The sequence below is a fragment of the Candidatus Pelagibacter sp. PS_34 genome, assembly GCF_059417845.1.
Map to the genome: position 1 here is coordinate 60962 of NZ_CM182068.1, position 12632 is coordinate 73593.

Sequence of the window (12632 nt, forward strand, 5' to 3'; positions counted from 1 at the left end):
CGTATTGAGAAATTATCAATTAAATTCTAGTAAAGCTTTTACATGCATCTCAGTGCTTTCTTGAAGTGCTTGTAGATCGTATCCACCTTCTAAAATTGACACTACTTTTCCATCACAATATTGTTTTGATAACTCGAGTGTTCTTTTGGTAATACTATAAAAATCTTTTGACTCTAATTGAAGTTGTGCCAATGGATCATCTTTATGAGCATCAAACCCTGCAGAAAGTAAGATAAATTCAGGTTTAAACTCTTTAATTTTATTAAGTACAAATTCATAAGCATTTAAATACTCTTCAGAAGTTGTTCCTGCTGGTAAAGGAATATTTAATATATTGTTATGTTTTCCTTTTTCATCTTTAGTGCCTGAGCCTGGGTAATAAGGGTATTGATGAGTAGAAATATATAAAACTTTTTCATTATCGTAAAAAATATCTTGAGTGCCGTTTCCATGATGTACATCAAAATCAATAATTGCTATTTTTTTAAGTTTATATTTATTTATAAGATAATTGGCTCCAACAGCGACATTATTATAAATGCAAAAACCCATAGCTTTATTTTTCTCTGCATGATGTCCTGGAGGTCTAACGGCACAAAAAGCATTTTTAAAATCTTTATTTTGAACACCATCAATAGCTGTTATAATTGAACCTACAGCATCTGAGGTCGCATCCTTACTCCCAGGGGAGATTATTGTATCTCCATCTAAAAAAGATAATCCTTTTTCAGGAAAAGATTTTTCTACAAAATTTATATAATCAGAATTGTGCGTTATTTCTAAAAGTGATCGGTCAAATTTTGAAGGTTTTTTCCAAACTAAATCTTTATTATCTAACTTTTTAAAGTTATCGATAACTACTGTAACTCTATCAATTTTCTCTGGATGACCGTCGCCTGTATTATGATTTTGATAAGTGCCAGAGGTTATTAAACCAGTTTTCATTTAAAATAATTTTCTAAAATATTATAATATATTTTAGTCAATTTTTTTAGATCTGAAATAGACACTGCCTCATCTACTTTGTGCATTGTTTTACCTACTAGACCAAATTCTAAACATGGGGCAATTTTTCTAATAAATCTTGCATCAGAAGTTCCACCGGTTGTAGACAGTTGAGGTTTAATTTTTGTAATTTTTTTTATTACATCTTGAATCATATAAGTTGTTTTATTAGGCTTAGTTAAAAAAGCTTCACCTGATACACGATATTCAACTTTAAAATTAGATTTATCCTTTTTAGTAATTTTTTTGAAAATTTTATTCAATCTATTCTTTAAGCTAGAAGACTTATGTTTATTATTAAATCTTATGTTAAAGGTAGCTCTTGCAAGGCCTGGAATAACATTATCAGCTGTATTATTGATATTAATTTTAGTTACCTCTAAATTTGTAGGCTGAAAGTCTTTTGTTCCTTTATCAAATTTTATTTCTTTTATTTCATTTAGTATTTTTATTAATGAAGTCGATGGATTTTTAGCACGATGAGGATATGCAACATGACCTTGAGTTCCAATTATCGTTAATTCAACATTAATACTTCCTCTTCTACCTATTTTAATCATTTCACCAAGTTTATTAGGGTTTGTTGGCTCACCAACTAAGCAAAAATCTATTTTTTCTTTTTTCTTTTTTAAGTAATCAACTACTTTTTTAGTACCATTAATTGCAACACCTTCTTCATCACCAGTAATTAATAAACTAATTGATCCATTAATTTTTTTATTAGTTAATACATAGTTGTTTACAGCAACAACCCAGCTTGCAATTGCACTTTTCATATCATTAGCACCTCTACCAATAAGATGATTTTTTTTAATAGTTGGACTAAAAGGTTTAATCGTCCAATCTTGTATATTTCCGGGAGGCACTACATCCAAATGACCAGCAAACATAAAGTTTGGTTGAGTATTACCCAATCTTGCATATAGGTTTTTAACTGGTTTAGAGTTTTTATCTTTAAACTCTAAAATCTTACATTTAAATCCAATAGTAGTTAATTTTTTAGCTAAGAATTTCATTACCCCAGCATCAATTGGTGTAATGCTTGGAAATCTTATTAGCTCTTTAGCTAATGTGATTTCATTATAAGTTGGCATTTAGTCTCTTAATAAGTCGTTAATAGAAGTTTTAGATCTAGTTTTTTCATCAACTTGTTTAATAATTACCGCACAATATAAAGCAGGACCTTTACCATCTTTACTAGGAATGCTACCTGGAACTATTACTGAGTATGGTGGAATTTTTCCATAGATTACTTCACCAGTTTCTCGATAAACAATTTTTGTAGATTGACCAATAAATACACCCATAGATAATACAGATCCTTCTCCAACAATTACTCCTTCAACTATTTCTGAACGAGCTCCAATAAAGCAATTGTCTTCGATGATAGTAGGGTTAGCTTGCATTGGCTCTAATACACCTCCAATTCCAGCACCACCTGATATGTGACAGTTCTTTCCTATTTGTGCACAAGACCCTACAGAAGCCCAAGTGTCCACCATAGTTCCTTCATCTACATAAGCTCCAATATTTACAAAGCAAGGCATAAGCACTGCATTCTTTCCAATAAAAGATCCTTTTCTAACTGGAGAATTTGGAACCATTCTAAAACCAGCTTTTATATGATCTTCCTTAGTCCAATTTGCTGTTTTACCTTTTAATAAATGAGATTTATCATACCAACTACTATACGGGCCGCTTAATGAATCCATATCATGAGTTCTAAAACTTAACATTATTGCTTTTTTAACCCACTGATTAACTACCCACTCATTGCCATTTTTTTCAGCAACTCTTAGCTCACCTTTATCAACAAGTTCAATTGTTTGGTTGATAGCATCTAATATAGATTTATCTGATTGACCATTTATGGAATCTTTATTTTCCCAAGCTGTATTAATAATGCTTTCAAATTCTTTCATAATTTTATCTTATCTTTAGTAGGTTAGTTTTATTGTGCTTTTAATATATTAATTTCTTGAAGAAAAGAAGGCAAGTTCTTAATCTTATAATCAATATATGGTTTATCGGCATCTTTTTTTGCAAATACTTCATCATTCTCAAGCCAACAAGTTTTCATTCCTAAATTTTTCGCTTGTTCTAAATTATGAGCAATATCTTCGATTAATATTGATTTTGTTGGATCAAGCTCAAATTTTTCTACTATCTTTTTATAAGGTTCAATTTTTGGTTTTGGAATAAAATTAGCATCAACAATATCAAACACTCCATCAAACAAACCATCTATACCTAGTTGTTTAGTTACATTTTCAACATGAGCGTGAGAACCATTAGTAAAAATATATTTCTTATCTTTTATTTTAATTAATTCTTCTCTTAATATCTCATCTTTAGGAAGCCAGCTAATATCAATATCATGAACAAATTCCAAAAATTCATGTGGATCAATTTTATCGTGACTCATTAATCCAGATAATGTCGTTCCATATTCATAGAAGTATTTTTTTTGAATTTCTCTTGCTTTAATTAAATTGACATTAAATTTCTTTGAAATAAAAGAAGACATCTTTTTATCAACTTCAGAAAAAACCTTTGTTTGTCCAGAATACAAAGTATTATCTAAGTCGAATATCCAGTATTTAGTATCAATTAAATTTTTCATTCTCTAATTAAAGTTCCTGAACCTTTATCAGATAATAGTTCAAAAAGGAGTGAGTGATTTTTTCTTCCATCAATTATTACAACTGCCTTAACTCCATTACTTGCAACATCTAGACAATTCTTAATTTTAGGTATCATTCCACCAGAAATTACTTCTTGATCAATTAATTCATTAGCTTTTTTAGAATTAATTTCAGGGATTAGTTTTTTTTCACTGTCTAATACGCCTTCAACATCACTAATAATCATTAATCTTCTAGCTTTTAGTTCAATTGCAATCGATCCTGCAGCAGTATCTGCATTTATATTAAAGGTCTGATTATCCTTATCTAAACCTAAGGGTGCAATGACTGGTACTTCGTTTGCTTTTATTATTTCAGTTAAGAACTCTTTGTTAATCCCAGTAGGCTTTCCCACAAATCCAAGGTCTTTGTTTTCTTGTACGACAGTAATTATATTATTCTCTTTTGTGGTAATTCTTTTTGCTTTGCTGTCTAACTCGTTTAAAGCTTCAACAATCTCTTTATTAAATTCGATTAATACATCCTCAACTATGTTGATCGTATCTTTATCAGTAACTCTTAGTCCGTTAATAAAATTGCTTTTAATATTAACTTCTGAAAGTTTATTATTAATTCTTTTTCCACCTCCATGAACAATTATAGGATTGAAACCAAGCTTATTTAAAACGACTACATCTTCAATAAAAACTTTAAATAATTTTGGATCAACTAAAACACTGCCACCACACTTAATGATAATAAATTCATCATTATATTTTTCTAAATATTTTTTTACTTCTTCAACTGTTGGGCCATCTTTGGGTAGGATATTTATTAATTCTTCTTCTCTTAACGATGACATTTATGTTGTTTTGATAGTCATTTTTCTTTGAACAATATATTGTTGTATCATTGTGAAGATGTTGTTGAAGCTCCAGTAGATAACAAGACCTGCAGGAAATGGTGCAAGAATTACAGTTAAAAATACCGGAAAGAACATAAATATTTTAGCCTGTATAGGATCTGGTGGAGTTGGGTTTAGTTTCTGCTGTATCCACATTGTGATACCCATAATGATTGGCCACGCACCTATTAATAAGAAAGAAGGTGGGTCCCAAGGAAGTAAACCAAAAACATTAAATAAAGATGTAGGATCTCTATCACTTAAGTCATGTATCCATCCATAAAATGGCATGTGTCTCATTTCAATGGTTACAAATAATACTTTATATAGTGCAAAGAAAACTGGAATTTGAACTAGGATAGGCAGACAACCGCTCATAGGATTAACTTTTTCTTTTTTATAAAGAGCCATCATTGCTTGTTGTAATTTCATTTTGTCATCCTTGTGCAATTCTTTCAGACGAGCCATTTCAGGCGCTAATAACTTCATTTTACCCATAGACTTAAAACTAAAGTTGGCAAGAGGGAAGAAAGCCAATCTAATGCAAACTGTGACAGCAATAATTGCTAAACCGTAATTACCAAGTAATTTAAAGAAGTAATCTAATACAAAGAACAAAGGTTTTGTGATGAAGTACATAAAGCCCCAATCAATCGCTAGATCAAATTTATTGATATCTAAATTTTCAGCATAACCATCAATTACATTTACTCTTTTAGCAGCAACTATAATTTGAATTTTTTCTTCAATGGAACTATTTGCTTTAACCTCAATACCTTTGGTAGATATGTAATTTGCTCTGAATTTATTTTTATAATCAAAAGTTGTTTTAAACTCTTTACCCTTTGGTGGTATAACTGATGTAACCCAAAACTTGTCTGAAATAGCAACAAATCCATCTTGTGCAATTTGAGTAAATTTTTTATCCTGGATATCGTCGTAATCTTCCTCAATTAATTCATCATCAAGTACAGATAAAAACCCTTCATGCAAAATATAAAAACCAGATATTTCTGGTAATTCGTTTCTAATTATTTGCCCATAGGAGTAAAAATTATAAGATTTATCTGATGAGTTAATTATTTTTTCTTTTACAGTAAATAAAAATTGATCATCTAGACTTATATGTTTTTCAAATGTAATCCCTTGAGCATTACTCCATGTTAGCTTTACAGGATTATTATTAGTTAATTTGTTATTTCCTGAAACTTCCCAGACGGTAGAAGCATCAGGTATATCTATATTTTTATTAGTGCTTACAAAGCCACTTTCAATTAAATAACCATCTTCAACATTTCTTGGGCTTAATAAGGTTATTTTTTCATTTTTATTAAGTTCGACATTATATTCTTTAAAAGTTAAATCATCTATTGCTGCACCCTTTAAAGAAATTGACCCAACAACACTTCCATTTTCAAATTGAATTCTATCATTTTCTTTTAAAGCATCTGCTCTTGAAAGTTTTGAAAAATTTTCATTTTTATCTAAGCTAGGAGTGTCTTCATTATTTTCAATTTTATTTTGTTCAGCTATATTTTTTTTAATAGTCGCAGGGTCAGGCTGAAAAAAAAGAGAGTATAAAATAATTACTGCTGCTGATAAGGATATTGCTGCGATTACGTTTCTAGTATCCATTATTTCTTAGCCTTGAATTCTTTATTTACTGGATCAAATCCTTCACCACCACCTAACATTTTAATGGGGTGGCATGAAAATATTCTTTTAGTGCTTTTTGATATCCCTTTAATGAGCCCATATGTTCTTAAACATTCAATTGTATACTCTGAGCAAGTTGGAAGATATCTACACGAAGGAGTTAAGTAGGGGCTAATAACCATTTTATAAAATTTAATCAGGCCAATTAAAATGTTTGATATAATATTCATTACTTAATCTTTTCTATGTCTTGGAATAAAGTATCTTTTATTATCGCATATTCATTGTTTAGCATAGTTATTTTCGCAATCACAAGGTAAGAATAATTAAAGTTTATAGACACTTTTTTTATAGCTTCGTTCATTATATTTCTTAATCTTCTTTTAACTTTATTTCTCTTTACAGCACCACGGATTAGTTTTTTTTTAGCGACAAAGCTAATATTTAGTTTTCTATTATCTTTATCTACAAGAGGACCAAAAAAAAGAGTTATATATTTGTTTGAGACTTTCTTCTGTTTAAGTAAATTTTTGAAATCTTCGTTTTTAGAAAGAGCAACAATTTTGCTTTTCATTTATTTTAAACTATTTACCCTGAGGTTTTTTTTGAGTAGATGACACTGTAAGGTTTTTACGTCCCTTATCACGTCTTCTCTTAATAAGTTTCTTCCCACCTTTAGTTGCCATCTTTGATCTGAAGCCATGCTTCTTAAGACGTTTTCCAACTTTAGGCTGATATGTTCTTTTCATAGGATTTATTTAAGTTTTTTTAAATTTCGCCCTTTATAGTAATTATATGTATAAATAGCAAATAGAAGATTTTATAATACGACCAATAAATTATGGAAAAATCAAAAAAAGTTAAGATAACTTTAGGTTTATTTTATCTTCTAGTTGTTTCATCATTTTTATACTTTTTTTTATCAAAATTCACCCTCGAAGAATTAACAAGCTATGAATTTATTAAAAACAATAGAGATTATTTTTTTGGATTAAAACAAACTAATTTATTTTTAATTTCTTTAATATTTTTAATAGCGTCAATTATCTGGGTTGTGATGGCTGGATTTGGTTTGCCAGTTGCACTCTTAGCAGGGTTTATTTTTGGCAAGTGGCTTGGAACGATTATTCTAATAATTGGAATGACTATTGGTGCAACAATTTTATACATCATTGGAAATTATTTTTTTAAAGAAATTATTAAAGAAAAGTTTTTAAATAGATTTAAAAATTTAGAAGTAAAATTTAAAAAATCAGAATTTATTTATCTTTTAGCTTATAGATTTATTGGAGGCATTCCTTTTGCATTATCAAATGTGTTACCTTGTATTTTTAATGTTAGAGTGAGTAATTTTTTTTGGGCAACATTAATAGGATTAACTCCACCACTATTTTTAGTTGTTTCAATTGGAAGTGGACTTGAAAAAATCATAGAACAAAACTTAGAAGCTCCTAGAATCATTGATTTGATATATTCACCAGATATCTACATTCCAATGATTGCTTTTGGAGCTTTATTAGTAGCTGCAATTGTTGCTAGAAAAATATTCTACAAAAAATAATCTGGTGCCCCCACCAAGAATCGAACTTGAAATTTATCCTTACCATGGACATGTTATGCCATTTAACTATAGGGGCTAATTTGTTATTTTATTGAAGTATTTCTATAATAAATCATTTTTTCAAAAAATTGCCTTAATTTTTTTCATATAATGATTTATACCTACGGAGGAAATTTTATGGGCATTCATTACGATTATAAATCTACTAAAGGCAATAAGCTTATGGAGAAGCAGGCAAAGAGAGAAAAAAAGCTTGCTGAAAAAAAAGCAAAACGTGAAGCTAAAGAGGGACCAAAAGTTCAAGAAGAACCAGAGAAAACTTTAGATGCATCAAAGCCTATCACTTTAGATTTTTTAACTAATCCAGACAAATAATGAATGATAAAGAAAAAAATGAGAAGTTAAGTCTGGCTCTTAGAAAAAATTTAAAAAAAAGAAAAATTTTTCAAAAAAAAAATAAGAAGAAAAGTAAATAATGTCAGTACTTTCTGATAAATCTATAAGGAAGTTAGCAGTTGAGCAGTCAATGATTTCTCCTTTTATAGATAAGCAAGTCAGGGATGGTAAAATTTCTTATGGACTTAGTTCATTTGGCTATGATGCAAGAGTAGGAGATGAATTTAAGATATTTCATAATGTTAATTCTTCTATCGTTGACCCTAAGGAGTTTAGTTCAGATAATTTTGTAACCAAAAAAAGCTCTGATTATATTATCATTCCTCCTAATTCTTTCGCTCTTGGAACTACTATTGAAGTCTTTAAAATACCAAGAGATATTATGTGTATTGTTGTTGGTAAGAGCACATATGCAAGAACAGGAATCATAGTTAATGTAACTCCAATTGAATCTGAGTTTTTTGGAACAGTTACTCTTGAGTTTTCTAATACCACACCGCTACCTGCAAAAATTTATGCAAATGAAGGTGTTGCGCAATTTTTATTTCTAAAAGGAGATCAGTCTCCTGAAACTTCATACGCTGACCGTAAAGGAAAATATATGGGTCAAACTGGAGTAACTTTACCAAAAGTATAATCATGAAAAAATTGGAAGTCTTTGGGGCAGCAAAGCTCAAGGGACAAATTAGAATTTCAGGTTCTAAAAATGCATCCCTTCCTATTTTAGCTGCAACATTATTATCAAATAAAAAGATATCTTTAGCAAACCTCCCAAGGGTAAAAGATATTGAAACAATGATACTTTTATTAAAGTCATTAGGTTCAATTATTGAAGATAATAAAAAAGAATTGATTATCAAAAATACCAAGCAAACAAAAACTTTTGCAGCTTATAGTTTGGTTAAAACTATGAGAGCAGGAATATTAGTTTTAGGACCATTACTTGCTAAATTTGGTAAAGCAAAAGTTTCATTACCTGGCGGCTGCGCAATAGGGACAAGACCTGTTGATATTCATTTACATGCTCTATCAAAACTTGGAGTTAAATATAAAATTATCCAAGGTTATGTGCATGCTAATGCACCCAAAGGATTAATAGGAGCAAATATAAAATTTCCTAAAGTTTCAGTTGGTGCTACAGAAAATTTAATTATTGCCGCATGTTTAGCTAAAGGAAAAACAACTTTATCAAATTGTGCGATTGAACCTGAGATTAAAGATTTAATTAATTTTTTAATTAATATGGGGTGTAATATTAAGTGGACTGCAAAGAGAACGGTTAGAATTGAAGGAGTGAACAATCTTAAAGAATTAGATTATTCAGTAATGCCGGATAGAATAGAGGCTGGAACTTATTTAATAGCTGCAGCATTAACTGAAGGAAATTTGAAAATTACTGGAATTGATCATAAGATAATAAGTACAGAAATTAATATCTTAAAAAAAGTAGGATCAAAAATTACTTTAAAAAAAAATGAAATCCTTATTCAAGGAAGTAAAAAGATTAAAAATATAAATATTAAAACATCTCCTTATCCAGGGTTTCCAACAGATTTGCAGGCACAAATGATGGTATTATTATGTAAGGCCAATAAAAGATCTCATATTAAAGAAGAAATATTTGAAAATAGGTTTATGCACGTTGCAGAGCTTAATAGAATGGGAGCTAAAATTTCTATTAATGGAAATCAAGCAAGCATAGAAGGAAATATCAAATTTGAAGCAGCAGAATTAATGGCCACAGATTTAAGAGCCTCGGTATCTTTAATTCTTGCAGCTCTTGCAGCTAAAGGAAAATCAGTAATTAATAGAATATATCACCTTGATAGGGGCTATGAAGATATAGAGAAGAAATTAAAAAAAGTAGGGGCTAAAATTAAGAGAATTAATTAATGGATAAAAAATATTTATCAAAAATTATAGCTACAGATAATGAGGGATTACAAGTAATCTCAGCATGTTGCTCTGGAGCTGAAGTTAAAGTTAATGAAATTAAATATCTTCAGAAAAACAAAGTTTTTCTATTATCATTAAAAAGATCTAAAGTAGAAACGGAGGAACAAGATAAAAAAATTACTAGTATTTGCAAATTTGAATTTGTAGATAGAGTTAAATCTAAAAATATTAAACAAAACGACCCTGAGGAAAAATTAGAGTTAATTGGGATGGATTATTTAAAAAATAATGACAATTATGAGATAAACTTAATGTTTACAAACAATGCATATATTACATTATCGACAGAAATAATTGAAGTAACTTTAGATGACCAAAACAAAGCTGATTAATGATTAAGATATTAGATAGTAAAAATAAAAACTTTGACAAAACTTTAGACGCATTACTGTCTAAACGAAAAAATAAAGTCCAACTTAATTCAGTTTCAGTTATTAAAATTATTAAAGATGTTAAGAAAAATGGAGATAAAGCTATTTTAAAGTATGAAAAGAGATTTAATAAAAATAGTATTATTGCCCCAAGCATAAAACAAATTAATAGAGCTATTCAGTCTTTAGATCCAAAAGTTAAAAAGGCAATCGATCTTGCTTATGATAGAATTTATAAATTCCATTCATTACAAAAATTTAAAAACATTTCTTATACAGACAAACTAAAAAATAAATTAGAGTATAAATACGTACCTATTGAATCAGTTGCAATTTATGTACCTGGTTCAACAGCTTCATATCCTTCCAGTGTTTTAATGAATGCAGTACCTGCAATTGTTGCTGGAGTGAAAAGACTAGTTATGGTTAATCCAGGTCAAAAAGGTAAACAAAATCCTGCGGTATTATATGCTGCTAAAAAATGTAAGATTAAAGAGATTTATTCAATTGGAGGACCATCTGCTATTGCAGCTGTTGCATATGGTACTAAGAAAATCAAAAAAGTTGACAAAATTATTGGCCCTGGAAATTCTTATGTAGCTGCAGCAAAAAAAGAAGTATTTGGAGATGTTGGAATTGAAGGAATGATTGCAGGTCCTTCTGAAGTGACAATTGTTTGTGATAAGTTTTCAAATCCTGAATGGATAGCGAGCGATCTAATAGGTCAAGCAGAACACGATAACCTTGCTCAATGTATTTTAATTTCAAAAGACAAATCAATTATTAAAAAAGTTAATTATGAAATTATCAATCAATTAAAAGAATTGCCTAGAGCAGTGATTGCAAAAAATAGTCTACTTAATAATGGAATTTTAATTCATATGCCGTCTGACCAAAAAATTATTAACACAGTAAATAAAATTGCTCCTGAACACTTAGAGCTTAATACTAAGAACTATAAAAAGGTAGCGAGTAAGATTAAAAATGCAGGATCTATCTGTTTAGGAAAATATGCTGTAATGGCAATGACAGATTATAATGTTGGCTCTAACCATGTATTGCCAACCAATTCCTCAGCAAGATATTCAAGTGGAGTTAGTGTTAATGAATTTTATAAAAGAATTTCATATATAAACCTATCAAAAAAAGGGATTGAAACCCTTGGTCCATCAGTTATAACACTTGCAAACTACGAGGGTTTAGTGGGACACGCTAAGTCGGTAGAAAAAAGAATTAGGAGAAAATAAATTTGTCAAAACAAGAAATGCTGTCGTTCTCAGGAATTGTTGAGGATTTATTACCAAATGCAATGTTTAGAGTAAAATTAGAAAACGGCCATATTGTTACAGCTCATGCTGCAGGCAAATTGCGTAAGAACAGAATTAGAGTACTTCAAGGTGATAAGGTTCAAGTTGAAATGACACCTTACGATTTGACCAAAGGTCGTATCACTTTTAGAGGTTAATAAGGGGCCCTGTAGCTCAGTTGGTAGAGCATCGGATTGAAAATCCGTGTGTCACTGGTTCGAGTCCAGTTGGGGCCACCACCACCTCCCTTTAAGAATCCAAAAAATTATTGAAAAAATAAAAAAAATAAAATAACTTTTTATATAAATAATAAAAGGATAAGTAAAAATGAGCACACTAAAAGGAACAGTAAAGTGGTTTAACGGTAAAAAAGGTTTTGGCTTTATTGAAAGAGAAGATAAAGAAAAAGATGCATTCGTTCACGCATCAGCAGTAAAAACTGCAGGTATGCGTTTTTTAAACGAAGGTGATAAACTAGAATTTGAGATGGAGGATGGCCCGAAAGGCCCTTCAGCTGTAAATTTAAAAAAAATAGACTAGTTCTTAAACTTCAAAAATCTAAAAGGGCGTTTTATCCTTAAAAATAAGGTTAACGTCCTTTTATATTTAGGTGTTGAAAATTATTCTTAATTGTCTAAAAGACTGATCATGATTATAAATATTACATACAGAGAGACTTCAAGAAGTACTCACAGACTTTGTTTCCATAGCCTTTAGGCTATTTATTTATAATATAATTTTAAATCCACACAAAAATAATATAAACACAAGGAATGCCTGGGTGGTGTAACGGTTAGCACGAAAGTTTGTGGAACTTTAAGTTTGAGTTCGATTCTCAGCCCGGGTACCAAA

Annotated in this window: 17 protein-coding genes and 3 tRNA genes; 10 read left to right on the top strand and 10 right to left on the bottom strand. The window is 29.8% G+C overall.

All coding sequences use genetic code 11. From position 1 onward, the window contains the following. Positions 1–15: 15 nt before the first annotated feature. From AC5SL3_RS00290 to rpmH, 9 genes are read right to left on the bottom strand one after another with little or no spacing between them, the layout of a single operon-like run. Positions 16–945 carry a histone deacetylase family protein gene (locus tag AC5SL3_RS00290; protein ID WP_494578156.1) on the bottom strand — a complete coding sequence of 310 codons (930 nt, stop codon included), beginning with the start codon at positions 943–945 and terminating at the stop codon, positions 16–18. Beyond that, the gene (gene dapE / locus AC5SL3_RS00295; RefSeq protein ID WP_494578158.1) at positions 942–2099 is read right to left on the bottom strand and encodes a succinyl-diaminopimelate desuccinylase; all 1158 of its coding nucleotides are present in this window, start codon (positions 2097–2099) and stop codon (positions 942–944) included. Before dapE ends, AC5SL3_RS00290 begins: the two co-directional genes overlap by 4 nt. Beyond that, positions 2100–2927: a 2,3,4,5-tetrahydropyridine-2,6-dicarboxylate N-succinyltransferase gene (gene dapD, locus AC5SL3_RS00300; protein ID WP_006997441.1), complete on the bottom strand. Its 828-nt coding sequence runs from the start codon at positions 2925–2927 to the stop codon at positions 2100–2102. A gap of 29 nt (positions 2928–2956) precedes the next feature. Next, positions 2957–3628, bottom strand: a complete 672-nt coding sequence (locus AC5SL3_RS00305; RefSeq protein ID WP_494578159.1) for a pyrimidine 5'-nucleotidase — start codon at positions 3626–3628, stop codon at positions 2957–2959. Further along, entirely contained in the window at positions 3625–4491 is an 867-nt protein-coding gene (gene argB, locus AC5SL3_RS00310) for an acetylglutamate kinase (RefSeq protein ID WP_271615771.1), read from the bottom strand. Before argB ends, AC5SL3_RS00305 begins: the two co-directional genes overlap by 4 nt. Continuing rightward, positions 4492–6168 carry a membrane protein insertase YidC gene (gene yidC, locus AC5SL3_RS00315; RefSeq protein WP_494578162.1) on the bottom strand — a complete coding sequence of 559 codons (1677 nt, stop codon included), beginning with the start codon at positions 6166–6168 and terminating at the stop codon, positions 4492–4494. Then, entirely contained in the window at positions 6168–6419 is a 252-nt protein-coding gene (gene yidD / locus AC5SL3_RS00320) for a membrane protein insertion efficiency factor YidD (protein WP_271579998.1), read from the bottom strand. The genes yidC and yidD overlap by 1 nt, the downstream gene beginning before the upstream one ends. After that, a complete protein-coding gene (gene rnpA, locus AC5SL3_RS00325) occupies positions 6419–6763 on the bottom strand; it encodes a ribonuclease P protein component (protein ID WP_494578163.1) in 345 nt (114 codons plus the stop codon). The genes yidD and rnpA overlap by 1 nt, the downstream gene beginning before the upstream one ends. 10 nt (positions 6764–6773) lie before the next feature. Beyond that, positions 6774–6938 (bottom strand): 50S ribosomal protein L34, encoded by a 165-nt coding sequence (gene rpmH, locus AC5SL3_RS00330; protein ID WP_006997435.1) that lies wholly within the window; start codon positions 6936–6938, stop codon positions 6774–6776. A gap of 92 nt (positions 6939–7030) precedes the next feature. Here rpmH and AC5SL3_RS00335 point away from each other — a divergent pair, with 92 nt between their 5' ends. Next, on the top strand, positions 7031–7750 hold the full coding sequence (locus tag AC5SL3_RS00335) for a TVP38/TMEM64 family protein (RefSeq protein WP_494578165.1): 720 nt from the start codon (positions 7031–7033) through the stop codon (positions 7748–7750). A 2-nt stretch (positions 7751–7752) separates the two neighbouring features. Here the strand turns inward: AC5SL3_RS00335 and AC5SL3_RS00340 are convergent. Further along, positions 7753–7826, bottom strand: a tRNA-Thr gene (locus AC5SL3_RS00340). Between the two features lie 101 nt (positions 7827–7927). On the opposite strand from AC5SL3_RS00340, the gene AC5SL3_RS00345 reads away from it, so the two are divergent. From AC5SL3_RS00345 to AC5SL3_RS00385, 9 genes are all read left to right on the top strand, one after another. Then, entirely contained in the window at positions 7928–8125 is a 198-nt protein-coding gene (locus AC5SL3_RS00345) for a hypothetical protein (RefSeq protein WP_006997433.1), read from the top strand. A gap of 100 nt (positions 8126–8225) precedes the next feature. Continuing rightward, on the top strand, positions 8226–8783 hold the full coding sequence (gene dcd, locus AC5SL3_RS00350) for a dCTP deaminase (RefSeq protein ID WP_006997431.1): 558 nt from the start codon (positions 8226–8228) through the stop codon (positions 8781–8783). A 2-nt stretch (positions 8784–8785) separates the two neighbouring features. Then, positions 8786–10039: a UDP-N-acetylglucosamine 1-carboxyvinyltransferase gene (gene murA / locus AC5SL3_RS00355; protein ID WP_494578166.1), complete on the top strand. Its 1254-nt coding sequence runs from the start codon at positions 8786–8788 to the stop codon at positions 10037–10039. After that, a complete protein-coding gene (locus AC5SL3_RS00360) occupies positions 10039–10434 on the top strand; it encodes a DUF2948 family protein (protein ID WP_006997429.1) in 396 nt (131 codons plus the stop codon). The genes murA and AC5SL3_RS00360 overlap by 1 nt, the downstream gene beginning before the upstream one ends. Then, on the top strand, positions 10434–11720 hold the full coding sequence (gene hisD, locus AC5SL3_RS00365) for a histidinol dehydrogenase (RefSeq protein ID WP_494578168.1): 1287 nt from the start codon (positions 10434–10436) through the stop codon (positions 11718–11720). The genes AC5SL3_RS00360 and hisD overlap by 1 nt, the downstream gene beginning before the upstream one ends. A gap of 2 nt (positions 11721–11722) precedes the next feature. Continuing rightward, the gene (gene infA, locus AC5SL3_RS00370; RefSeq protein WP_006997427.1) at positions 11723–11938 is read left to right on the top strand and encodes a translation initiation factor IF-1; all 216 of its coding nucleotides are present in this window, start codon (positions 11723–11725) and stop codon (positions 11936–11938) included. 5 nt (positions 11939–11943) lie between these two features. Beyond that, positions 11944–12019 (top strand) — tRNA-Phe (locus tag AC5SL3_RS00375). An 88-nt stretch (positions 12020–12107) separates the two neighbouring features. Then, positions 12108–12320 (top strand): cold-shock protein, encoded by a 213-nt coding sequence (locus AC5SL3_RS00380; protein ID WP_006997426.1) that lies wholly within the window; start codon positions 12108–12110, stop codon positions 12318–12320. A 235-nt stretch (positions 12321–12555) separates the two neighbouring features. After that, a tRNA-His gene (locus AC5SL3_RS00385) sits at positions 12556–12630 on the top strand. Positions 12631–12632: the final 2 nt, after the last annotated feature.